This is a genomic window from Comamonas sp. B21-038, assembly GCF_022387135.1.
In the GTDB taxonomy this organism is placed as follows: Bacteria; Pseudomonadota; Gammaproteobacteria; order Burkholderiales; family Burkholderiaceae_C; genus Comamonas; species Comamonas sediminis.
In genome coordinates this window covers 277,810-300,714 of record NZ_CP092462.1, presented here as the reverse complement: position 1 = coordinate 300,714, position 22,905 = coordinate 277,810, and the positions used below count along the sequence as shown (strand labels likewise).

Genomic DNA, 22,905 nt, shown 5'->3' with positions numbered 1-22,905 from the left:
GGCTATTCGGTGCGCAAAGCGACGCTGAGCTGGTCCACCACGTTCGCCCAATCGGCATCGGCGGTGATGCTCTCCCGCAAAAAGCGCGCCTGTGCCGGTGACCAGAACGGAGCGTCTGCCATCAGCAAGGTGTCGGGCAGCGGGCGGTGCGTTTCGATGAACGCGCGAATCGATGCATCGTCATCGGGCAGGCCCAGTTGCTGGAACAGGGACGAGAACGGATGGACAGTGGGTTCCATGGCGCACTTTCAAAGCAAAAAGATGGCTGCAGTCTAAGCGCCGCCCAGCGGTGCCCATTGCAGGACAAGCACTGCAATCGACGCCAGTGCCTGCTGCCCCGGCCCGCCTCAGAACCCGCGCTGCAGCAGACTGCGAACCGGTGCAGGCAGGCCCACATCGGGCCACTGTGCAGGCAGCACCCACTGGCCCGGTTGTGCCGGCACAAAATCGGCAGCAACGGGGACCCGCACTGGATGCAGATGCAGATCCTTGTGGGTGAGCACATGCAAAAAAGCGGCGCCATGCACTGGCGCTGACGTGGCACCGTGCTGGGCCGCCTGCTGGAACAGTGCCTCTTCGCTGTCGCAGACCGGCATGCAGAACAGGCCGGCCCAGATGCCCGGTGCCGGGCGCTTTTCCAGCCAGATGGCGCCATCGGGCCGTTGCCAGCACAGCAGCCACCAACTGGCGGCGCTGCGCTTGAGTTTCTTGGTCTTGACGGGATAGCGCTCGGGCTGGCCCTGGCGGTGCGCCACGCAATCACCGTGCACCGGGCACAGCAGGCAACTGGGCTTTTTGGCGGTGCAGATCGTGGCCCCCATGTCCATCATGCCCTGCGTGTAGCGCGGCATGTTGCGCGCCAGGTCGGTGGTGGGCAGCAGGTCTTCGGCCAGCGCCCAGAGCTTTTTCTCGGCAGCGCTGCTGGCCAGGTCGTCCTCAAAGCCCAGCACGCGGGTGAGCACCCTTTTGACATTGGCATCCAGAATGGCAGCCCGCTGCGCAAAGCAGAACGAGGCGATCGCGCCTGCGGTCGAGCGGCCAATGCCGGGCAAGGACGAGAGCTCTTCCACCGTGTGCGGGAACGCACCGCCAAAGCGGTCCATCACCTCCTTGGCGCAGCGGTGCAGGTTGCGTGCGCGGCTGTAGTAGCCCAGGCCGCTCCACAGCGCCATGACTTCTTCATCGCTGGCCGCGGCCAGATCGGCCACCGTGGGGCAGCGCTGCAAGAACCGCTCGTAGTAGCCCAGCACAGTGCTGACCTGGGTTTGCTGCAGCATGATCTCGGACAGCCAGACGCGGTAGGCATCCTGGGTGTTCTGCCAAGGCAGGTGGTGTCTTCCGTGGACTGTCTGCCAGGCCACGATCTGTTCGGAAAATCGGCTCACAATCGCTGTTCTCGGGGGATGGAATAGTTATCGGGGGCTGTGGGGGCGGCCGCGCTGGAGCGGCCCGCCAGCCCTGTGTTTATCTGTGTTTATTTCTGGCAGCGCTTGCAGAAATAGGTGCTGCGCTGCCCTTGCTTGATGACCTGCACCGGCTGGCCGCATCGCGGGCAAGGCGCTCCGGCCCGGCCATAGACGCTGGCCTGCGCCTGGAAAGCACCGGCATAGCCATTGACCTGGACAAAGTCGCGCAAGGTGCTGCCGCCCAGTGCAATCGAGCGGGTCAGCACTTCGACAATCGCCGCATGCAGGCGTCGTGCCTGGGGCCGCGTGGTCTGGTTGGCCGGTTTGGTGGGCGCTATGCCGGCCAGGAACAGCACCTCACTGGCGTAGATATTGCCCACGCCGACGACCACCTGCCCGCCCAGCAGCAGCTGCTTGACCGGCATGCGCGATTTTTGCAGCCCGGCCCACAGGTGCTCAAAGCTGAAGCCGGCGCCCAAGGGCTCCACGCCCAGGTTGGCCAACAGCTTCGCGGCCATGCCCGATTCGGTGTCGGGCGACCACACCACCGCACCAAACCGGCGCGGATCATGCAGGCGCAGCAGATGCTGGTCGGTGAACAGGTCAAAATGGTCATGCGGGCCGGCAGGCGCATCCATCGGGCTGACCTGCAGGCTGCCGGACATGCCCAGGTGTATCAGCACCACACCCTGGTCCAGCGCCAGCACGATGTACTTGCCCCGGCGCTGCACATCGGTGATGGTGCGGCCAGCCAACGCTGCGGTCTCGATACCCAGCGGCCAGCGCAAAGGTTTTCCGATCCGCACGGACGCAATGCGCGCGCCTTGCAGCGGCGCAATCAGTCCTCGCCGCGTGACTTCCACTTCTGGTAACTCTGGCACTTTCTTCCTTCTGCAAGGCCCTTGGGCATCGTTTATTATGGGCCGATGACGCAAAAACTTCGTTTACTGGCTTATTTTCTGGCCTCCGGCCTGATGGCACCCGCGTTTGCAGCGCCTGCCCAAGCACCGCAGCCCGGCGCTGCCCAGCGGCAGCTGGCGCTGGCGGCAGCCCAGCGGGCCGACGACGCCAGAGTCGAGCTGGATGCGGAGCTTTTTTACGAACTGCTGCTGGGCGAAATGTACGCCTACCGTGGTGATGCGGCGACCAGCGTGGAATTGCTGCTCGACGCCGCCCGCCGCTCGGGCGACGAAAAGGTCTACCAGCGCAGCGCGCAGCTGGCGTTGCTGTCGCGCTCTGCCAGCCGCGCCACCGAGGTGGCCGAGGCCTGGAAAAGCGCCTTCCCGCAATCGCGCGCGGCCAGCCGCTACATGCTGCAGGTGATGCTCTCGACCAACCATGGCGAGGAAACCGGTCCGCTGCTCAAGCAGGAAATCGCGCTGGCCAAGCCCGATGAAAAGCTGGAATGGATTCGCGCCATTCCCAGCATCTACCGGCGCCTCAGTGACCAGGCCCTGGCCGCCCGCATCGTGCGCGAGGCACTGACCCCCGAACTCGAAAACCCGGCCACCGGCCCCGAGGCCTGGGCCGCCATCGGCCGCATGGAGCTGGCCGCAGACCAGAAGACCGAGGCACTGGCTTCTGCCCGCAGATCGCTGCAACTCAATCCCGACAACGAGAGCGCGGCCAAGCTGGCGGCCGACCTGGTCAACGCCGGTGTACCAGGCGCTGAATCGCTGGTGGTGGATTTTCTGAACAAATCCAAGAGCGGCGAAGCCCACCTGGCCTATGCGCGCAGCCTGATGAACGCCGAGCGCTTTGCCGAGGCCAAGACCCAGCTGGAAAACGCCACGCGCCTGAGCCCCGAATCCGCCGATGCCTGGATGCTGAAGGCGGCGCTGGAAGCCCAGCTCAAGCAGTACACCGAGGCCGATGTCTCGCTGCTCAAGCTCGACACCCTGATCGACAAATTCCCCTCGGCGGTGCTGCAGCGTGAAGTGCGCATCCAAAGCCTGATGCTGCGCGAGCAGATGGCCGAGGCCCAGCAGAAATGGGCCGAGGCCGACCGCTGGGCCGATGAGATCGCCAAGGCCGGCAACACCGCGCTGGCCACCTTGCGCAAGGCCTCCATTCAGATGCAGCAGGGCCACTACGATGCTGCGGCGGTCTTGCTGGACCAGCTGCCCGAAGGCAATGCCGGCGAAGCGCGCGCCAAGCTGGCCGCGCAGGTGCAGCTGCAAAAGACCGCGAAGAACTATGCACAGGCGCTGGAGCTGCAAGGCCGCCTGGTCGCACTGCAACCGCAGGACCCGGACGCGCTGTACGAGCAAGCGATGCTCGCCGAGCGCATGAACAACATGGAGCTGGCCGAGACCCAGCTGCGCAAGCTGATCGAGCTGCAGCCCGATTTTCACCATGCCTATAACGCGCTGGGCTACTCGCTGGCCGATCGCGGCCTCAAGCTCGACGAAGCCAAGCGGCTGATCGAGAAGGCGCTGAGCATGTCACCCGGCGACCCCTTCATCACCGACAGCCTGGGCTGGGTGGAGTTCAAGCTGGGCAACCTCGATCGCGCCGCCGAACTGCTGGAGCAGGCTTACACCAAGCAACCCGATGCCGAGATTGGAGCCCATCTGGCCGAAGTCTGGTGGAAACAGGGCAAGAACCGGCCCGCCGAAGAGCTGTTGCGCACCGTTCTGAAGACAGCGCCGAACAACGACATGGTCAAGAAGACCTTCGAGCGCCTGGGTATCCAACCATGAAGGTGCAGCGCAGACACCTCTGCCTGGCCGCAGCAGGCGCTGCGCTGCTGCCCATGCTCTCGGCCTGCAGTACCGCAGCGCGCCAACTCGAGGCCGCACCGGGCGTGACCTACTGGTCGGGCCGCATGTCGGTGCAGGTGCTCGACAGCCCACCGCAGAGCACCAGTGGCAGCTTCGAGCTGTCCGGAAGCCCCGCATCGGGCGAACTGGTGCTGCTCAACCCGCTGGGCAATATCGTCGCCCGCGTGCAATGGTCGCCCGGCCAGGCCAGCGCGCAGCAAGGCACGCAGACGCGCCAGGCCAGCTCGCTCGACGAGTTGACCCAAAGCTTGCTGGGCACCAGCTTGCCGATTGCCGCGCTGTTTGACTGGCTGCAGGGCAAGCCCACGGCCGCGGCCGGCTGGCAGGCCGACCTGGAGGCCCACAGCGAGGGGAAAATTCTGGCCCGCCGCATCGATCCACGGCCCGAGGCGAGCCTGCGCATCGTCCTCGACGCGCGATGATTTTTTTGTGAGACCGAGATCCATGCGTACGCTGTACGACGTTCCTGCGCCTGCCAAACTCAACCTGTTCCTGCATATCACCGGCAGACGTGCCGATGGCTACCATCTGCTGCAGTCGGTGTTCATGCTGATCGATTGGGCCGACACCCTGCACTTCGAGCTGCGCAGCGGCGGCCAGATCAGCCGCGAAGACCTGAACACGCCGCTGCCTGCCGATGACCTGATCACCCGCGCCGCCAGAGCTTTGCAGCAGGCCACTGGCTGCCGCCAGGGTGTGCACATCGGCGTGCACAAAAACCTGCCAGCCCAGGCTGGTATGGGCGGCGGCTCATCGGATGCGGCCAGCACCTTGCTGGCGCTCAACCAGCTCTGGGATCTGAAGCTCTCGCGCAGCGAACTGCAGCGCATCGGGCTGACCTTGGGCGCCGATGTTCCTTTTTTTATTTTTGGAAAGTCGGCTTGGGTCGAAGGAATCGGTGACATAATACGTCCACTCGAAAACGAGCAGCAACTAGCAGACACCGCGCTGGTAGTTGTGAAGCCGCAAGAGGGTCTGGATACGAAATTAATTTTTTCAAGTCCGAACCTAAAACGCGATTCAGAAGCTGCTACAATGACGAGCTTCGCTGCAGAGAACTTTGACTTCGGTCGAAACGACTTGCAGCCGGTCGCAGAAAGCCTGTGCCCTTCGATAAAAAAAGTTTCTGACTTTTTGAAATCACAAGGATTACATGCTAGAATGACGGGCTCAGGTAGCGCAGTTTTCGCAGTGAAGAAAATGCAAGCTAATAGCTGCCAGAGCAGTTTTTCACAAGACTGGACAGTGAAAGATTGCACAAGTCTGATGGAACACCCTCTCAGAGGTTGGACCCAAGACTGAAAGTTTTAAAGGATTGGTGATGCTTAGCACCAATTCTTGTAGGGGAGTCGCCAAGCTGGTTAAGGCACCGGATTTTGATTCCGGCATGCGAAGGTTCGAATCCTTCTTCCCCTGCCATATTTCTTACCGCGTACAAGCAACGCACACAGCTAACCCATACCCACTGGGACGCTATGCAAGACCATCATCCAGACTTCATGGTTTTCACAGGCAACGCCAACCGCGAGCTTGCCTCTGAAATTGCACAACACCTCCATACCTCCCTGGGTAACGCCGACGTAGGCCGTTTCTCTGACGGTGAAGTCACCGTCGAGATCAAGCAAAACGTTCGTACCCGCGATGTGTTCGTGGTGCAGCCCACCTGCGCTCCCACCAACGACCACCTGATGGAACTGCTGGTGATGGTCGACGCGTTGAAGCGCGCATCGGCCGAGCACATCTGTGCCGTGATCCCCTATTTCGGCTATGCCCGCCAGGACCGCCGTGTCCGCTCGACCCGCGTGCCCATCACGGCCAAGGTCGTTGCCAACATGCTCCAAGCCGCTGGCGTCAGCCGCGTGCTGACCATGGACCTGCATGCCGACCAGATCCAGGGCTTTTTCGATATTCCTGTCGACAACATCTATGCATCACCTGTGCTGTTGGGTGACCTGCGCCAGAAGAACTACGAAGACCTGATCGTCGTGTCGCCGGACGTGGGTGGTGTGGTGCGTGCACGCGCACTGGCCAAGCAACTCCATTGCGATCTGGCCATCATCGACAAGCGCCGCCCCAAGGCCAATGTCTCCGAAGTCATGCACGTGATCGGTGACATCGATGGCCGCAACTGCGTCATCATGGACGACATGATCGATACCGCAGGCACCTTGGTGAAGGCGGCTGAAGTGCTGAAGGAACGTGGCGCCAAGAAGGTCTACGCCTATTGCACGCACCCCATTTTCTCGGGCCCGGCCATCGAGCGTATCGGCAATGGCGCGGCTCTCGACGAAGTTGTCGTGACCAACACCATCCCGCTGTCGCCCAATGCCCGCAACTGCAGCAAGATCCGCCAGCTGTCGGTGGCGCCGCTGATCGGTGAGACGATGCACCGCATTGCCACCGGCGAATCGGTGATGAGCCTGTTCCAGGAAGCCGAGTGAACCAAGGGCCCGCAAGGCCCTTTTTCTGCTTTCTGCTAAAATAGATAGTTTTCGCTGGCCGCTGCAATTTGCAGCGGCCTTTTTAACCGGGTGAACTGGTCGCGGTTCATCCCCCATTGGAGTAATGAAATGAACGTTGTCGCTTTTGCGCGCGCTAAGCAAGGTACGGGTGCGAGCCGCCGCCTGCGTAATTCTGGCCGTACGCCTGGCATCATCTACGGTGCTGCTGCTGAGCCTCAGTTGATCGAAGTGGACCACAACAGCCTGTGGTACGCACTGAAGAAGGAAGCCTTCCACGCATCCGTGCTGGAACTGGACCTGGACGGCGCCAAGAGCCAAGTGCTGCTGCGCGACGTGCAATACCACCCCTACAAGCAGCTGGTGCTGCACATCGACTTCCAACGCGTCGATGCCAACACCGCGCTGACCATGAAGGTGCCCGTCCACTTCAGCGGTGCTGAAGAGTCCCCAGCTGTCAAGATCGACAAGTGCCTGGTGACCCCGGTTGTGACCGAAATCCAGGTGATCTGCATGCCCAAGGACCTGCCCGAATTCATCGCGGTGGACCTGAGCAAGCTGGAAAAGGGTTCGACCGTCCACCTGAAGGACATCGCTCTGCCCAAGGGCGTGAAGCTGGCTGCACAAACCAACCCTGCGCTGGTGTCCGTGGCCGCTCCTGCTGCTGCTGAACCCGCAGAAGGCGAAGCGCCTGCTGCTTAATTGCACGGCAAGCTGCTGACGCCTCTGGCGTCTGCAAGCCAGAGGCTGCATTGCTGGTCAATGCAGCCTTTTTTCATTCCTCCCCCCACTTCACTCCATCCGCCCATGATCAAGCTGTTTGTTGGCCTCGGCAATCCCGGCCCTGAATACGAAGGCACGCGCCACAACGCCGGCTTCTGGTGGATCGATGCACTGGCCCGCGACCTGCGCCTGCAGCTGGTACCCGACCGCAATTACTACGGTCTGGTCGCACGCACCTCAGTGCAAGGCGAGTCGGTCTGGCTGCTGGAGCCCCAGACCTTCATGAACCTGTCGGGCAAATCGGTCGGCGCGCTCGCACGCTTTTTCAAGATCAAGCCCGAAGAGATTCTGGTCGTGCACGACGAACTCGATCTGCCGCCGGGCCAGGTCAAGCTCAAGCGAGGCGGAGGTCACGGCGGCCACAACGGCCTGCGCGACATCCATGCGCAGCTGGGATCATCCGATTACTGGCGCCTGCGCATCGGCATTGGCCACCCCGGTGACAAGCAGGAGGTGCCCAACTGGGTGCTGCGCAAACCCGCGCCAGACCAGCGCAGCTTGATTGAAGACAGCATCATCCATGCGCTGCAGGCATCGCCCGAGCTGTTGGCCGGCGACATGGACAAGGCCACGTTGAAGATCCACACCACCAAGCCCCAGCGGCCCAAGCTGCCACGCCCTCCCGCTGCCTGAGTGCAGGCAAAGGTCAGCGCAGCGGCCAGGCCCCGCCCATCGCCTGGGGCAGCCAGGGCCGCTGACCTGTCACAACGCCTTGTCGGCCTGCAAGCGCAGATAGCGCTGCATCAACGTGGGCTTGTCTTCCTGAAAATCGGGGTGCACCGGAATGCAGGCGACCGGGCAGATCTGCACACACTGGGGCTCATCGAAATGGCCCACACATTCGGTGCAGCGGTGCGGATCGATCTCGTAGTAGTCCTCCCCCATCGAGATGGCATCGTTGGGGCACTCGGGCTCGCAGACATCGCAGTTGATGCACTCGTCGGTAATCATCAAGGCCATGGCGGCGTCTCCAAGATTCCAGCACGGGGGAAGAAGTGTGACATGAGCGACATTATCCCGCGTGCGCCTTAGCCATACTCGTGGCACTGCGAGTAAGCATGTATGGTGTGTCGGAATTGTTCGCGTTATGCTTGCCGCTGCGAAAAAATACAACCAGCACCTGCAGTCTGCGCGCCTTTCCTAACCACGATGGCTATCCATGGGCTTATTCATTCTCAAGCGCACACTCACCTTGCTGCTCACGTTGCTGGGCACCTCGATTGTCGTCTTCCTCGTGCTGGAGATCCTGCCCGGCAACGCCGCCCAGATGCTGATGGGGCCCGATGCCGCTCCCGAAGCGGTGGCGGAACTGGCCGAGCAGCTCGGGCTCAACCAACCTGCGTGGGAGCGCTACGTGCACTGGATCTCGGGACTCGTGCACCTGGACCTGGGCAACAGCTACAGCTACGGCACCCCCGTCATTGAACTGATTGCCGAGCGCATGGCGCTCACCTTGCCACTGGCCTCGATGGCCATGGCCATCACCACCGTCGTCGCACTGGCCGCCGGCATCTATGCCGCCAGCCGCCACAACAAGATCGGTGATGTCAGCGTCATGGGCCTCGCCCAGCTGGGTATTGCGATTCCCAATTTCTGGTTCGCCATTTTGCTGATCCTGCTGTTTTCGGTGCAGCTCAAATGGTTCTCGGCGGGCGGCTTTCCGGGCTGGACCGAGGCTTCGGGCGGCTCGCCCTGGGCAGCGGTCAAGTCGCTGTTGCTGCCAGCGCTGTCGTTGGCGGTGGTGCAGGCCGCCATCCTGGCGCGCATCACCCGCTCGTCGGTGCTCGAGGTGCTGCGCGAGGACTTTGTCCGCACTGCACGGGCCAAGGGACTGTCGCAGCGTGCAGCGCTGTATGGCCATGTGCTGCGCAATGCACTGGTGCCGGTGGTCACCGTGATGGGCCTGCAGTTTGCCGAGCTGATGGCCGGCACGATCGTTGTCGAGAACGTGTTTTACCTGCCCGGCATGGGCCGCCTGATCTTTCAGGCCATTGCCAACCGGGACCTGATGGTGGTGCGCAACTGTGTGATGCTGTTGGCAGCCATGGTGGTGATCGTCAATTTCGTGGTGGACCTGCTCTATGCCTGGATCGACCCCCGCACCAAAGCCAGCGATATCTGAGCACGCCATGCAGCCACCTACCTCCGTCGCCCCCACCCTGCCTACGCCCCCGGCCAGCACAGCACCGGGCCATACCGCACCCCGCAACGCGCTGTGGCACCGCGCCACACGCAACCCCAGCTTCATGATCGGACTGGTGCTCACAGCACTGCTCCTGCTCGCGGCTGGCCTGTCCTATGTCTGGACGCCCTACTCGGCCTTCGAGATGAACATGGAGGCCAAGCTGCAAGGGCCTTCGCTCGCCCACTGGCTGGGCACCGATGCCTATGGCCGCGATGTCGCATCGCAGCTGCTGCTGGGCGCCCGGGCTTCGATCCTGGTCGGCGTCATTGCCGTGGGCATCGGCGTCGTGGTCGGCACGGCGCTGGGCCTGCTGGCCGCTGCCAAACGCGGCTGGGTCGAAGAAGCCATCATGCGCCTGGCCGATTTCTCGCTGGCCTTCCCCGCGATTCTCTCGGCCATCATGCTGACTGCCGTCTTCGGCCCGGGCATCGTCAACGCGATCGTGGCCATCGGCATCTACAACATTCCGATGTTCGCCCGCATTGCACGCGGCTCGGCCAACACCATCTGGGGGCGCGAATACGTCACCGCTGCGCGCGCCTGCGGCAAGGGCGCCTGGGCCATCACCTGGCAGCATGTGCTGCCCAATATCTCGGCCACGTTGATCGTGCAATGCACCATCCGCTTTGCGATTGCGATCCTGGCAGAAGCCGCGCTGTCCTACCTGGGCCTGGGCACCCAGCCACCGCAGCCGTCCTGGGGCCGCATGCTGAGCGAGGCGCAGACCTTGATGTTCCAGGCGCCGCTGCTGGCCGTCTTCCCCGGCGTGGCAATTGCGCTGTCGGTGCTGGGCCTCAACCTGCTGGGCGACGGTCTGCGCGACCTGCTCGACCCCCGTCTCGCCCGCAAGCGCTAAGAACGTGTTGACGTTCTAAGGAGTGTCCATGGCATTGATTGATGTACAGCAGCTCGAGATCGTGCTGCAAACCCACCGGGGCCCTGCCCGCGCCGTGCGCGATGTGAGCTTCCAGATCGAGCGCGGCCAGGCGCTGGGCCTGATTGGCGAATCGGGTTGCGGCAAATCCATCACGGCCATGGCCTTGATGGGCCTGCTGCCGGAATCGGCCCAGGTCAATGGCAGTGCCACGCTGGATGGCCAAAGCCTGGTGCAGCAACCCGACCGCTGGTGGCGCAGTGTGCGCGGCAACCGCATTGCGATGATCTTCCAGGAGCCGATGACGGCACTGAACCCGGTACACACCATCGGCCGCCAGATCAGCGAACCGCTGCGGCTGCACAAGGGCTGGAGCGCGCGCCAGGCCCGTGAAGAAGCAATTGCGCTGCTCGATCGCGTCGGCATTGCCCAGCCGGCGCAGCGCTTTGATGCCTATCCGCACCAGTTCTCGGGCGGACAGCGCCAGCGCATCACGATCGCGATGGCGCTGGCCTGCGGCCCGGATCTGCTGATCGCCGACGAACCCACGACGGCGCTGGACGTCACCATCCAGCAGCAGATCCTGGACCTGATCAATGGCCTGGTCGAAGAGCGCCAGATGGCCCTGCTGCTGATCTCGCACGATCTGGGTGTGATCTCGCAGAACGTCGACAAGATGGTCGTGATGTACGGCGGCACCGTCGTCGAATCGGGCAGCACCGAGGCCGTGTTCGAGCACATGGCCCACCCCTACACCCGGGGCCTGCTGGCCGCGCGCCCCAGCATGCAGCCGCGCCTGCAGGGCCAGCCCCAGCGCCTGCACACCATTGCCGGCTCGGTGCCCGAGCTGGTCGACCTGCCCGCTGGCTGCACCTTTGCCGGGCGCTGCAGCTTTACCCAGGCCCCCTGCTTTGTGCAAAAGCCGCCCAGTGTGGCGCTGCCATCGACCCATCCGCACGAGACGCACCAGGTGCACTGCCTGCGGCCCGAGGCCTACGCCATCGCCACCGAGACCCCTGACGAGACCCCCGCATGACGGCAGCCTCCCACGACACCCCCTTGCTGCAAGTGCGCGACCTGGTGCGCACCTACACGCTGCCCCGCGAAAAGCTGTTTTCCGCGCCTCCGACGGTGCGCGCCCTCAAGGGCGTGAGCTTTGACCTGCATGCCGGCCAGAGCCTGGGCATCGTCGGCGAGTCGGGCTCGGGCAAGTCCACCCTGGCGCGCCTGGTGATGGCGCTGGACCAGCCGACCGCCGGCCAGGTGCTGCTGGAAGGCCAGGACCTGCACCGCATGGAAGCGGAGGCGCTGCAACGCGCGCGCAAGGATTTCCAGATGGTCTTCCAGGACCCCTATGGCTCGCTCGACCCGCGCCAGACCGTCGAGCGCATCGTCAGCGAACCGCTGCAGGCCCAAAACACCAGCTCGCGGGCCGAGCAGCGCGAGCGCGCCAGCCAGGTGCTGCAGCAGGTCGGCCTGCGCGCGCAGGATGTGGACAAGTACCCGCATGAGTTCTCCGGCGGCCAGCGCCAGCGCATCGCCATCGCCCGCGCACTGATCACCAAGCCCCGGCTGATCATCGCCGATGAACCCGTGAGTGCGCTGGACGTTTCGGTGCAGGCCCAGGTGCTCAACCTGATGCAGGACCTGCAGCGTGAGCACGGCATCACCTACCTGCTCATCAGCCACGACCTGGCCGTCATCAACCACCTCTGCGATGCGGTGGTGGTGCTCTACCAGGGCGAGATCGTCGAGCGCGGCACGCCCGCCCAGCTGTTCCAGCATGCCCAGCACCCCTATACACAAAAACTGGTGCAGGCCGTACCCCAGGTCAGGCCCCGGCGTCACCGCATGCCAGCAGGGATTGGCGCAAGTCCTGTATAACCGTGCTTGAGCTTCCCGGCGCGCCCGGCAACGGCGGCGCCACTGCCCAGCTTTCCCCATAAATTGAATAAACCCCTATCCAAGGAGTCCCGGATGCTGAACCGTAGACACCTGCTTGCTGCAGGCACCCTGGCACCGCTGCCGCTGTGGCTGCCTGGCATCGCCCAGGCGCAGGCCAAGAAAGACACCGTTGTGCTGGGCATGACCCTGGAGCCGCCAGGGCTGGACCCCACCGCCGGCGCCGCCTCGTCGATTGCCGAGATCACCCACTACAACCTCTACGAGACGCTGACCAAGATCAATTCGGACGGCAGCGTCTCGCCGCTGCTGGCCGAGAGCTGGGAGGTCTCGCCCGATCTGAAGACCTACACCTTCAAGCTGCGCAAAGGGGTGAGCTTCCACAATGGCGAGCCCTTCAACGCCAACAGCGTCAAGTTCTCCTTTGACCGCGCAGCCGGTGAGAAGAGCACCAACAAGGACAAGCGTACCTTCGCCAACCTCACGGCCCAGGTGGTGGACGACCACACGGTGGTGATCCTCAACAAGGAAATCGACCCGGACCTGCTGTTCGTGCTGGGCCAGGCCACCTCGATCATCGTGGAGCCCAAGAGCGCCGACAGCAACGCGACCAAGCCCATCGGCACCGGCCCCTACAAGCTGGGCAACTGGAGCAAAGGGGCATCGATCACCTTGGATGCCTGGCCGCAGTACCGCAACCCCGGCAGCATCCGCATTCGCCGCGCCACCTTCCGCTTCATCTCGGATGCCGCCGCGCAAGTGGCCGCCTTGCTGGCCGGTGATGTGGACATCTTCGCGCGTGTCTCGGCCCGTGGCATCGACCAGTTCAAGACCAACCCGCGCTACCAGGTGGTCATCTCCGGCTCGCGCGCCAAGACCATCGTCGCCATCAACGAGCGCCGCAAGCCGCTGGACGATGTGCGTGTGCGCCGCGCACTGTCTGCGGCCATCGACCGCAAGGCCGTCATCGCCGGTGCGGCCGAAGGCCTGGGCGTGCCGATTGGCAGCCACTACGTGCCCGGCGCCTATGGCTATGTGGACACCACCGGCATCAACCCCTTTGATGTGGAAAAGGCCAAGAAGCTGATGGCCGAGGCTGGCGTGAAGACGCCGCTGAGCCTGAGCATGACCCTGCCGCCCACGCCGTATGCGCGCCAGGGCGGCGAGATCATTGCCGCGCAACTGGCCAAGATCGGCGTCGAGGTCAAGCTGCAGAACGTGGAATGGGCGCAGTGGCTCTCGGGCACCTACACCAACAAGAACTACGACCTGTCGCTGATCTCGCACGTCGAGCCTTTCGACCTGGAGAACTACACCCGGCCCGATTACTACTGGGGCTACAAGTCCGAGAAGTTCAACAAGCTTTTCGAACAGATCAAGCTCGAAGCCCGCCCGGCCGACCGCTCGCGCCTGCTGGGCGAGGCCCAGCGCCTGCTGGCCGAAGATGCCGCCAACGTCTACCTGTACCAGCCGCAGTGGGTGACCATTGCCGCGAAGAACGTGCGTGGCCTGTGGAAGGACATGCCGATCTTCATCAACGACCTGTCATCCATGTACTGGGCTTGAACCCGGTCTTGCGCTAGGCTTCAAACCAGCACACCGCCCATCTACGGCCTGCCGAGATGGGCGTTTTTTCTTTCCGCGTCCCTACCCTTTTCACACCCCCTGCCCGATATGACCGCGTTGCACGATTGGCCCGCCACAGCGCTGCTGGCCGCCTACCAAAAGCAAGAACTCTCCCCTGTCGATGTCATGCAATCCGTCATCGACCATGTCGGGCAGTGGGAGCCGCATCTGTGCGCCACCTACCTGTACCGGCCTGAAGAGGCGCTGGCGCAGGCCCGCGCCAGCGAAGCACGCTGGCACAAGGGCGCACCCGCCGGCCTGCTCGATGGCCTGCCGGTGACGATCAAGGAAAACATCGCCACCGAGGGCGACCCACTGCCCGCAGGCACAGCGGCCGTCACCCTGGTGCCTGCGGCTGCGGATGCGCCGCCCGCAGCCCGCCTGCGCGAGGCCCATGCCATCTGCTTCAGCAAGACCACGATGCCTGACTACGGCATGCTGTCGTCGGGCCTGTCGAGCTTCCACCCGCTGGCGCGCAACCCCTGGGACCTGAGCAAGGGCCCGGGCGGCTCCAGCGCCGGTGGCGGTGCGGCGGCAGCCGCAGGCTACGGGCCGCTGCATATCGGCACCGACATCGGTGGCTCCTTGCGCCTGCCGGCCAGCTGGTGCGGTATCTACAGTCTCAAGCCCAGCCTGGGCCGCATTCCCATCGACCCACCGTACCAAGGCCGCGCTGCGGGGCCGATGACCCGCAGCGTGGACGATTCGGCGCTGATGATGCAGGTGCTGTCGGCCCCCGATGCGCGCGACAGCATGAGCCTGCCGCCGCAGGAGATGGCCTGGAGCACCGTGGCCACCACCGGTGCGGACTTTATCCAGGGCAAACGCATTGGCCTCTTGCTCGATGCGGGCTGCGGCCTGCCGCTGCAGCCCGAGGTGCGCGCCGCCATCGAGCAGGCTGCTGCACTGCTGGAAGCCGCTGGCGCCCGGATCACGCCGATGCCCGCCTTCATGACGCCCGCGATGCTCGACGGCATGGACCGCTTCTGGCGCATGCGCTCGCTGACCGACCTGCAGGCACTCAGCAGCGCGCAGCGCGACAAGGTGCTGCCGTATATCCGTACCTGGGCCGAGAGCGCCGAGGGCATGAGCGGCAGCGCGGTCTTCCAGGCCAGCCAGCAGTTCCACCAGGTGCGCCTGGCCACCGTTAAGGCCTGCAGCGCGTTCGACTTTGTGATCTCGCCGGTGGCGCCCCACGTCGCCTTTGCGGCCGAATGGGCATCGCCGACCAATGACCCCTTGCGCCCGCTGGAGCACATCGGCTTTACCGTGCCCTACAACATGTCGGAGCAGCCGGCCGCCTCCATCAACTGCGGCTACACCGCAGCCGGCCTGCCCATTGGCCTGCAGATTGCAGGCGCGCGTTTTGACGACCTGGGCGTGCTGCAGCTGTCGCGGGCTTTCGAGCAGATCCGTGGCCCGCAAAAGCCCTGGCCCCAGCCGCCCAAGGCCTGAGCCGAGGAGACAAACGCATGGGCATGCAGCACGACCTGTATGGCAACCCGGTGAGCAGCGATGCGGCCGCCCTGCCCTACCTGAACGATTTTGCAGAAGGCTTTGCCGCCTGCGAGATGCGCGTGCTGCGCATCCTGGACATCGCCGCGCAGGACCCCAGCCCGCTGGTGCAGACCTGGTGCGCGGCGCTCCATCTGTTTGCCGAAGACGCCCAGGCCGCCCAGCAGGCGCGGCCCTTTTTGCAGCGCGCCCGCACCCAGCTGGCGCAGGCCCATGAGCGCGAAGCGCAGTGGCTGGCCGCCATCGAGGCCTGGGCCGATGGCGACACGCCCCTGGCCGCGCACAGGCTGGAAGCGCTGGTCCATCACTACCCCCGCGATCTGGCTGCGCTCAAGCTCGCGCACTACCATGCCTTCAACCTGGGCGATTCACCGGCCATGCTGCGCATGGCACTGAACGCCCTGCCGCACTGCGCCGATATCCCCTACTTCCACGGCATGCTGGCCTTTGCCTATGAGCAATGCCATCTGCTCGGGCCGGCCGAGCGCGCAGCGCGCCATGCGCTGCAGCTGCGTTTCAAAGAGCCCTGGGCCCACCATGCGCTGGCCCATGTGCTGCTGACCGAAGGCCGTGTGGATGAAGGCCTGGCCTTCATGCAAGGCGCCAGCGGCAGCTGGACAGGGCTCAACTCCTTCATGCAGACGCACAACTGGTGGCACCTGGCACTGTTCCTGATGGAAGATGCGCGCCACGACGAAGCGCTGCAGCTGCATGACCGCCAGGTCTGGGGAGTGGTGCCCGCCTATTCGCAGGACCAGATCGGCTCCATCTCGCTGCTGGCGCGGCTGGAGCTCGAAGGCGTCGATGTGGGTCAGCGCTGGCAGCAGCTCAGCCCCTACCTGCTGCAGCGCCAGCATGACCATGTGCTGCCGTTTCTCGACCTGCAGTACCTGTACGGCCTCGCCCGCGCCGGGCAGTGGCAGGCCGCGCAGCAGCTGCTGGCCAGCATGCAAAGCCATGCCGATGCGCAGGTGCAGCCCCGGTTGCGCACCGTCTGGCAGGATGTCTGCCTGCCCGCGGCGCGGGGCCTGCTGGCCCATGCACAGGGCCGGTATCTGCAGGCTGCCCAGCTGCTGGGCCCGTTGATTGCGCGCCTGGTCGAGATAGGCGGCAGCCATGCCCAGCGCGACCTGTTCAGCCAGCTGTACTGGAGCGCGCTGCGGCACAGCGGCCAGTGGACGGCCTTGCAAAACCTGGTGCAGCCCTGGCACAACCAGCAGCCGCAATCCAAACGGCTGGCGGCGCATATGCGGCGCATTTACCAGGGCCTGGGCTTGCCGCCCTCCCTGGCCGCGTGAAGGTTCAGGCGACCCAATCCGATTGCAGCAAGGCCCGCACCTGCTGCACCAGCGCAGGCTCGGCCCCCTGCACCGGCAGCAGGCCAAAACGCACACGGCTCAGGCGCGGCAAGCCCGCAGCGGGCAGGACGGGCGCCATCGCCTCGGTCAGCACCGCCGCATTGATGCAGGCCACCCCCAGACCGGCCGCAATGGCCGACTGCAGGCCGGCAACGCCAGAGGCTTGGTGGGCCACCACATAGTCCACGCCCTGCTGGCGCAAACGCGTCTGGGCATAGTGGCGCAGCGCGCAGCTGTCGGGCAGCACCAGCAGCGGCAGCGGCTGGCCGGGCTCGGCCACCCATTGGCGGGCACGGGCCCAGACCAGCGGCTCCTCCGGCCCCAGCAACTGCAGGCGCTGTTTGAAAGGGGGCAGCGCCATCACCACGCCTAGGTCGCACTGCCCCTGGGCATAGGCGGCCTCCACCTCGGCGCTGCGCAGCACGCTGACCTCCAGCCGCACAGCAGGGTGGCGCTCGGCCAGGGCCTTGAGCATGCGCGCCAGCGCATCGGGTTTGAAGTAGTCGGTAACGGCGAGCTTGAGGGCCCCCTGCAGTGCCAGGCCGCGCATGTCACGCAAGGCATGGTCGGCCATGCCTACCAGCGCCCGTGCATGGCCCAGCAGCTGGGTGCCGGCCGCCGTGGGCAGCACGCCGGTCTTGCTGCGCAGCAGCAGCGGCTTGCCAATGCAGTCTTCCAGCTTCTTGACCTGCTCGCTCACCGCCGACTGCGACAGAAACAGCTGCGGCGCGGCGGCCGTGAGGCTGCCGGCCTCGACAACGGCGATCAGGGTGCGGAGCTGGGCGAGGTCCAGATGGGCCATGGTCTATCCAACGGCATAACAGATGGATACGATCATATCTTCCCGTTTTTCAAATGCAAAGAGGACTCGCACAATCGCCCCATCGTCCCACCCAGGAGCCTTTCATGCCCCATATCGCCATCCAACTCTCCGGCCCCCGCCATGCGGAGCGCCAGCAACAGATCAGCCAGGCCATTGCCCGGCTGACGCAAGACATTCTGGGCAAGCGCCCCGAGGTGATTGCCATCGCCTTCACCCAGGTCGCAGCGCAGGACTGGTGGATTGCAGGCCAGACGCTGGAAGAGCTGGGGCAGTCGGCCTTTCAGCTGGATATCAGCATCACCGACGAGACCAATACCAAGGCGGAGAAAGCGCGCTACCTGCAAGCGGTGTATGACACGATGGCCGGACTGATGCCGCAGTTGCACCCGGTGTCCTATGTGCATGTGATCGATGCCCGCGCCGCCGCCTATGGCTATGGCGGCAAGACGCAGGAATACCGCTACCACCACAGCTGATGCGCCGCCAGCGCAGGCGCCCTTGGCAGCGCCTCAGCGCTGCGCGGTGGCCAGCTTGACCGCCAGGCCCACAAATACCACGGCGGTAATCTTGTTGAGCCAGAACTGTGCGCGCAGCGAGCGCAGCAGCAGATTGCCAAAGGCGCCCGAGAACAGCGCAATGGCGCCAAACACCAGGAAAGCCGCCAGGATGAACACGGCGCCAAACACAAAGATCTGCGGGCCGACCGGGCCGATGGCAGGGTCGGCAAACTGCGGCAAAAAGGCCAGGAAGAAGATCAGCACCTTGGGGTTGGTGAGGTTCATCACCACGCCACGGCGCACCATGACCAGCAGGTCCTTGCCTGCGATGTCCGCTCGACCGCTTCCGCTGGCGGCCGCTCCGCCAGCAGATGCATCTGCAGCCACCGGTGCCCGCCAGGCACCCCAGGCGAGGTAGGCCAGGTAGGCCGCGCCACACCACTTGAGCACCGTGAATGCAATGCTGGACGCGGCAAACACCGCTGCCAGCCCCAGCGCCACCGCCGTGGTGTGCACCACCACGCCCAGGCACAGGCCTACCACTACGGCAATGCCCACGCGCCAGCCGCGCTGTATCGATTGCATCAGCACAAACAGGTTGTCCGGCCCTGGCGACAGCGCCAGCAACACGGCAACACCAAAAAAGGCCAGCAGGGATTGGAAAGTGGGCATAGGAATGTCTCGGGAATGAGCCGCAGACCAGCGGCGAAGAACCGGCACATTATGGCCTGCGGCCCAGCCGACCAGATCTGCCTGCGCTTACGGGCGTGACAGCGGCGCAGTGACGATCCAGCCTTCCAGCGGGTCAATGCCGGGCGGCAGGCCATACAGCGGATGGCCCGCCGCATGCTGGGCCAGCGCCCAGCCAGCCTGCAACATGCAGATGGCGGCATCGAGGTGGTCGCCACTGGCATCTGCCGCCATGGTCTGCAGTTGCGCGGTATCAGCCAGCAGGCGCAGCCCCAAACGGTGCTGGCCTTGCTGCAAGGCATCCAGCAACTCTGCCCTGGCCTGGGCACGCTCGGGCGTCTGGCGCTGGCGGTCGTCGCTTTTGTAGCTGCGGCGGCCAATCAGCTCGCGCGCCAGCATGCCGGGGTAGGCCTCCAGCGCCACACGGGCGCTTTCTCGGCGCAGCAGACCTGGAAAATCCGCCCCCACATCCAGCAGCCGGGGCAGACCGGCGTGCAGCATCCAGGCCACCGGCGGATTGACCCATTTCATCGACGGGCTGGAGCCCGCGGGCCCATCGGTGGCGCGGTGGGCAAACTTGCCGCCGGCGGGCCGGGCATCGCAAAAGGCCTTGAACAGGGTGCGGATCTCGCTGCGCGCCATGCTGGCGTAATGCTGCATGCAGGCCTGCCAGTCGCTGGGCCAGCCCAGTTGGCTGACCAGTTCGCGCGGCAGTGCAAACGGCAGGTCAAAACCCCCGACCCAGGCAGGCTGCTGCTGCAAAAACTCCTGCCACGGGGCCAAGCTGGCAAAGCTGTGAAAGCCCTGCAGCGCTACGGTGCCCGCCTCGGCATCCAGCTGGCCCCAGGCCACCACCACAGGCTTGCGCCGGCTCGGGCTGCTGCTGAAATCGCAGCCCAGTACCGGCGGCAGTGCGGCCCTTGGCATCGCTCAGCCCAGTCCCAGCGCGACCACGCCCACGCCAATCAGCAGCGCACCGGCAATGCGCAGCAGGCGGTCGCCCTCGCCCAGCAGCTTGCCGCCAATCAGCGCGGCAAACAGCATCGAGACCTCGCGCGCAGGCGCCACATGCGAGATGGGCGCAGTCTGCACCGCATACAGCACCAGCACATAGGCCATGGGGCTGAAGATGGCGACGACCAGCGCAAAGCGCCACTGCTGCAGCCACAGGCGCCGGGTCTCGCCCCAATCCATCACGCCCAGCGGCGCCAGCATCACCACCCGCACCAGGTTGCCCATGTAGTCCAGCAAGATCGGCGACAGCAGCAGCACCTTGACGGCATAGCTGTCCACCACCGTATAGGCGGCAATGAACAGGCCTGTCAGCAGCCCGTAGTACAGGCCCTTGATGGTGCGGTCCCGGGCCTCGCCGGGGCCGGGCCGGGTGGCGGCGCGCAGCATGGCCGGGCCGCCTGCGATAAGGAACACGCCCGCGACAACAGCGGCAATGCCCACGGCACCCAGGCTCGACAGATGCTCGCCCAGAAACAGCACCGCCACCATCGAGGAGATCAGTGGCCCGCTACCGCGCGCCAGCGGGTAGACCACGGTCAGATCGGCCACCCGGTAGCCGCGCAGCAAGGTGACAAAGTAGAAGATATGCAGCAAGGCGCTGGCCGAGACAAAGGCCCATTCGGTCGTACCCCACAGCGGCACCACATCCTTGCCCACCCACCAGCCCACCGGCAGCCACACCAGCGCATTGAGCACCGAAGTGAACAGCGAGAAGCGGGCATCGCCCCCGGCTTTTTTGGCAACGATGTTCCAGAAAGCGTGGATGATGCCGGCCGCGATGATGAGCGTGAAAGCATGGAGCGTCATGGCTGGCGAAACGGTAGAAACGGGGCAGGAAAAAAATAACCCGGGGCGGGCCCGGGTGTCACAAGGTCAGGGTGCAGATCAGTTGCCTGCGCGCTGTGGAATCAGCGACAGGAATTCGCGCCGCAGATTGGGGTTGGTCAGGAACTCGCCACGCATGACGGAGTTGAGCATCTTGGAGTCCATCTCGCGCACGCCGCGCCAGGACATGCAGAAGTGCGAGGCCTCCAGCACCACGGCCAGGCCGTCGGGCTGGGTCTTTTTCATGATCAGATCGGCCAGCTGCACAATGGCCTCTTCCTGGATCTGGGGGCGGCCCAGCACCCAGTCGACCAGGCGGGCATATTTGGACAGGCCGATCACATTGGTGTTCTTGTTGGGCAGCACGCCGATCCAGACCTTGCCGATGACCGGGCAGAGGTGGTGGCTGCAGGCGCTGCGCACGGTGATCGGGCCGACGATCATCAGCTCGTTGAGGTGCTCGGCATTGGGGAAGGCGGTGACCTCGGGCTGGGGCACATAGCGGCCCTTGAACACCTCGGTCAGGTACATCTTGGCGACACGGCGCGCCGTGTTGCGGGTGTTGTGGTCGTCCTTGGTGTTGATGACCATGCTGTCGAGCACGCCCTGCATCTTGCTCTCGACTTCGTCGAGCAGCTGCTCGAGCTCACCGGGCTCGATGAACTCGGAGATGTTGTCGTTGGCATGGAAGCGCTGCTGGGCTGCCACTATCCGCTCACGGATCTTGACGGACACCGGCGTGCCTTCGTCGCTGGCGGGTGCTTTATTCGGATCGGATAGTTCTGTAAACATAGCGGGGATGGTAGCAGCGATTGCAGACCCGCAAGCATAAGGTGTTTCTTGCCCTTCGGCCAGCGCAAGAAAAGGGCAAAAGCTATGGATTCGATAGCACGCGGCGCCCAAAAGCCGAAAAACGGCTTTTGCCTCAGTCGCGCAGGCGGAACTCGGCAATCAACGGCAAATGGTCGGACATGCGCCACCAGATACGGCCCCGGGGCACAAACAGGCCGCAGGGCGTCAAGCCCCGGGCGTAGACATGGTCCAGCTGTACGACGGGCAGGCGCGAAGGATAGGTCATCAGCGGCTGCTCGTCGTATTCAAACAAGCCAAACCCGGCCAGCATGCGCTTGACCTGAAAGCCCCAGTCGTTGAAGTCGCCGGCGACAATCACCGGCTCGTCATCGGGCACATGGGCCTTGATGAACTCATGGATCAGCGCCGTCTGGCGCAGGCGGCTGCCATGCACCAGGCCCAGGTGCACGACGATGGTGTGGATGCGCTGGCCGGCAATATCCATCGCCACATGCAACAGGCCACGCTGCTCGAAGCGGTGGTCGGAGATGTCACGGTGGTTAGATTCCAGAATCGGCCAGCGGGTGAGCAGCGCATTGCCATGCTCGCCCCAGCGCGTGGTGGCATTGGTGCGGTAGGCGGCGGTGTAGCCCAGCGGGGTCAGAAAATCCGCCTGGTTCTGCTCGGGCCAGTTGTTGAAGAAACTCTCTTCCTTGCGGTTGTCCTTGCGCACCTCCTGCAGGCAGATGATGTCGGCATCCATCTGCTCGACCGCCAGCCCAAGGTTGTGGATCTCCAACCTGCGCACGGGTCCCAGGCCCTGCACCCCCTTGTGGATGTTGTAGGTGGCCACCCGCAGTATCGGTAAATCGTCGTGAGTATCGGTCATGAAGCTATGAACCTCGGCAGCCAGAGAATGGCTTCGCTGTTCGATATGGAATAGCAGCGCTGTGCTGCCTCTTGCCAATCATGCCACGCATGGGCGGTGTGCTCACGGGGGCTGAGCACGATCTTGGTGTAGGACGGCACCTGCAGGCTGAACACATGCTCGGTGTTCATGCGGACACCGGGCGCATAGCGGTGGCGCCAGGCCGGGTAGATTGGGTAGGTGTTCTCCAGATGCCAGTCGCGCAGCACACAGCCGGGCTGCCGGGCATCGATGCCGGTTTCCTCGAAGACCTCGCGGACCGCCGTCTCCTGCCAGCTCTCGCTATCGCTGTCCTGGCTGCCGGTCACCGGTTGCCAGTAGTCCTGGCCCTCCATCTGGCTGACGCGGCGCAGCAGCAGCACCTGCAGATCGGCCGTGTGGATGATGACCAGTACCGAGCGCGGCAGTTTGTAGGGCAGGCTGGCGCCTGTGGCCGCTTGCATCG

The 22,905-nt window shown here is 64.5% G+C and carries 25 protein-coding genes and 1 tRNA gene; 15 read left to right on the top strand and 11 right to left on the bottom strand.

Going from position 1 to position 22,905, the window contains the following annotated elements:
* Positions 1-2: 2 nt before the first annotated feature.
* The 3 genes from MJ205_RS01365 to mutM form a co-directional block, all read right to left on the bottom strand.
* Positions 3-239, bottom strand: a complete 237-nt coding sequence (locus MJ205_RS01365) for a DUF2789 domain-containing protein (RefSeq protein WP_239810849.1) — start codon at positions 237-239, stop codon at positions 3-5.
* 108 nt (positions 240-347) lie between these two features.
* Positions 348-1,385 carry an A/G-specific adenine glycosylase gene (mutY, locus tag MJ205_RS01360; RefSeq protein ID WP_446715046.1) on the bottom strand — a complete coding sequence of 346 codons (1,038 nt, stop codon included), beginning with the start codon at positions 1,383-1,385 and terminating at the stop codon, positions 348-350.
* An 89-nt stretch (positions 1,386-1,474) separates the two neighbouring features.
* Entirely contained in the window at positions 1,475-2,287 is an 813-nt protein-coding gene (gene mutM / locus MJ205_RS01355; RefSeq protein ID WP_239810848.1) for a bifunctional DNA-formamidopyrimidine glycosylase/DNA-(apurinic or apyrimidinic site) lyase, read from the bottom strand.
* 45 nt (positions 2,288-2,332) lie between these two features.
* Between mutM and MJ205_RS01350 the strand changes: the two genes are divergently transcribed.
* The 7 genes from MJ205_RS01350 to pth all read left to right on the top strand — a co-directional run bounded on the left by MJ205_RS01350 (position 2,333) and on the right by pth (position 8,064).
* Positions 2,333-4,108, top strand: coding sequence for a tetratricopeptide repeat protein (locus MJ205_RS01350; protein WP_239810847.1), 1,776 nt, complete (start codon positions 2,333-2,335; stop codon positions 4,106-4,108).
* Positions 4,105-4,611, top strand: a complete 507-nt coding sequence (locus MJ205_RS01345; protein WP_239810846.1) for an outer membrane lipoprotein LolB — start codon at positions 4,105-4,107, stop codon at positions 4,609-4,611. The genes MJ205_RS01350 and MJ205_RS01345 overlap by 4 nt, the downstream gene beginning before the upstream one ends.
* Positions 4,612-4,633: 22 nt before the next feature.
* A complete protein-coding gene (gene ispE / locus MJ205_RS01340; RefSeq protein WP_239810845.1) occupies positions 4,634-5,491 on the top strand; it encodes a 4-(cytidine 5'-diphospho)-2-C-methyl-D-erythritol kinase in 858 nt (285 codons plus the stop codon).
* Between the two features lie 40 nt (positions 5,492-5,531).
* Positions 5,532-5,608 (top strand) — tRNA-Gln (locus tag MJ205_RS01335).
* 56 nt (positions 5,609-5,664) lie between these two features.
* The gene (locus MJ205_RS01330; RefSeq protein WP_239810844.1) at positions 5,665-6,630 is read left to right on the top strand and encodes a ribose-phosphate pyrophosphokinase; all 966 of its coding nucleotides are present in this window, start codon (positions 5,665-5,667) and stop codon (positions 6,628-6,630) included.
* Between the two features lie 129 nt (positions 6,631-6,759).
* Positions 6,760-7,350: a 50S ribosomal protein L25/general stress protein Ctc gene (locus MJ205_RS01325; protein ID WP_116927040.1), complete on the top strand. Its 591-nt coding sequence runs from the start codon at positions 6,760-6,762 to the stop codon at positions 7,348-7,350.
* Between the two features lie 105 nt (positions 7,351-7,455).
* Positions 7,456-8,064, top strand: coding sequence for an aminoacyl-tRNA hydrolase (pth, locus tag MJ205_RS01320; RefSeq protein WP_239810843.1), 609 nt, complete (start codon positions 7,456-7,458; stop codon positions 8,062-8,064).
* Between the two features lie 69 nt (positions 8,065-8,133).
* Here pth and MJ205_RS01315 read toward each other — a convergent pair whose 3' ends face one another.
* Positions 8,134-8,391 (bottom strand): YfhL family 4Fe-4S dicluster ferredoxin, encoded by a 258-nt coding sequence (locus MJ205_RS01315; RefSeq protein ID WP_239810842.1) that lies wholly within the window; start codon positions 8,389-8,391, stop codon positions 8,134-8,136.
* Between the two features lie 199 nt (positions 8,392-8,590).
* On the opposite strand from MJ205_RS01315, the gene MJ205_RS01310 reads away from it, so the two are divergent.
* The 7 genes from MJ205_RS01310 (at position 8,591) to MJ205_RS01280 (ending at position 16,831) form a co-directional block, all read left to right on the top strand.
* Positions 8,591-9,553 carry an ABC transporter permease gene (locus tag MJ205_RS01310; protein ID WP_239810841.1) on the top strand — a complete coding sequence of 321 codons (963 nt, stop codon included), beginning with the start codon at positions 8,591-8,593 and terminating at the stop codon, positions 9,551-9,553.
* A gap of 7 nt (positions 9,554-9,560) precedes the next feature.
* Positions 9,561-10,472 (top strand): ABC transporter permease, encoded by a 912-nt coding sequence (locus MJ205_RS01305; RefSeq protein ID WP_239810840.1) that lies wholly within the window; start codon positions 9,561-9,563, stop codon positions 10,470-10,472.
* Positions 10,473-10,500: 28 nt separating this feature from the next.
* Positions 10,501-11,526 carry an ABC transporter ATP-binding protein gene (locus MJ205_RS01300; protein ID WP_239810839.1) on the top strand — a complete coding sequence of 342 codons (1,026 nt, stop codon included), beginning with the start codon at positions 10,501-10,503 and terminating at the stop codon, positions 11,524-11,526.
* The gene (locus tag MJ205_RS01295; protein WP_239810838.1) at positions 11,523-12,374 is read left to right on the top strand and encodes an ATP-binding cassette domain-containing protein; all 852 of its coding nucleotides are present in this window, start codon (positions 11,523-11,525) and stop codon (positions 12,372-12,374) included. Before MJ205_RS01300 ends, MJ205_RS01295 begins: the two co-directional genes overlap by 4 nt.
* A 93-nt stretch (positions 12,375-12,467) precedes the next feature.
* Positions 12,468-13,958, top strand: coding sequence for an ABC transporter substrate-binding protein (locus tag MJ205_RS01290; protein ID WP_239810837.1), 1,491 nt, complete (start codon positions 12,468-12,470; stop codon positions 13,956-13,958).
* 108 nt (positions 13,959-14,066) lie between these two features.
* Positions 14,067-15,473 (top strand): amidase, encoded by a 1,407-nt coding sequence (locus MJ205_RS01285; protein WP_239810836.1) that lies wholly within the window; start codon positions 14,067-14,069, stop codon positions 15,471-15,473.
* Between the two features lie 17 nt (positions 15,474-15,490).
* Positions 15,491-16,831 (top strand): tetratricopeptide repeat protein, encoded by a 1,341-nt coding sequence (locus MJ205_RS01280; RefSeq protein WP_342395173.1) that lies wholly within the window; start codon positions 15,491-15,493, stop codon positions 16,829-16,831.
* A gap of 4 nt (positions 16,832-16,835) precedes the next feature.
* On the opposite strand, the gene MJ205_RS01275 is transcribed toward MJ205_RS01280, so the two are convergent.
* Positions 16,836-17,693, bottom strand: a complete 858-nt coding sequence (locus tag MJ205_RS01275; protein WP_239810835.1) for a LysR substrate-binding domain-containing protein — start codon at positions 17,691-17,693, stop codon at positions 16,836-16,838.
* Positions 17,694-17,797: 104 nt separating this feature from the next.
* On the opposite strand from MJ205_RS01275, the gene MJ205_RS01270 reads away from it, so the two are divergent.
* Positions 17,798-18,190 carry a tautomerase family protein gene (locus tag MJ205_RS01270; RefSeq protein WP_239810834.1) on the top strand — a complete coding sequence of 131 codons (393 nt, stop codon included), beginning with the start codon at positions 17,798-17,800 and terminating at the stop codon, positions 18,188-18,190.
* Between the two features lie 33 nt (positions 18,191-18,223).
* Here MJ205_RS01270 and MJ205_RS01265 read toward each other — a convergent pair whose 3' ends face one another.
* The 6 genes from MJ205_RS01265 to nudB form a co-directional block, all read right to left on the bottom strand.
* Positions 18,224-18,883: a LysE family translocator gene (locus MJ205_RS01265; RefSeq protein ID WP_239810833.1), complete on the bottom strand. Its 660-nt coding sequence runs from the start codon at positions 18,881-18,883 to the stop codon at positions 18,224-18,226.
* Between the two features lie 87 nt (positions 18,884-18,970).
* Positions 18,971-19,828 carry a DUF429 domain-containing protein gene (locus MJ205_RS01260; RefSeq protein WP_239810832.1) on the bottom strand — a complete coding sequence of 286 codons (858 nt, stop codon included), beginning with the start codon at positions 19,826-19,828 and terminating at the stop codon, positions 18,971-18,973.
* Between the two features lie 3 nt (positions 19,829-19,831).
* Positions 19,832-20,722, bottom strand: a complete 891-nt coding sequence (locus tag MJ205_RS01255; RefSeq protein WP_239810831.1) for a DMT family transporter — start codon at positions 20,720-20,722, stop codon at positions 19,832-19,834.
* A 78-nt stretch (positions 20,723-20,800) separates the two neighbouring features.
* Positions 20,801-21,532: a GTP cyclohydrolase I gene (gene folE, locus MJ205_RS01250; protein WP_239810830.1), complete on the bottom strand. Its 732-nt coding sequence runs from the start codon at positions 21,530-21,532 to the stop codon at positions 20,801-20,803.
* Between the two features lie 133 nt (positions 21,533-21,665).
* Positions 21,666-22,421, bottom strand: coding sequence for an endonuclease/exonuclease/phosphatase family protein (locus MJ205_RS01245; protein WP_239810829.1), 756 nt, complete (start codon positions 22,419-22,421; stop codon positions 21,666-21,668).
* The gene (gene nudB, locus MJ205_RS01240) at positions 22,418-22,903 is read right to left on the bottom strand and encodes a dihydroneopterin triphosphate diphosphatase (RefSeq protein ID WP_239810828.1); all 486 of its coding nucleotides are present in this window, start codon (positions 22,901-22,903) and stop codon (positions 22,418-22,420) included. Before nudB ends, MJ205_RS01245 begins: the two co-directional genes overlap by 4 nt.
* Positions 22,904-22,905 lie beyond the last annotated feature (2 nt).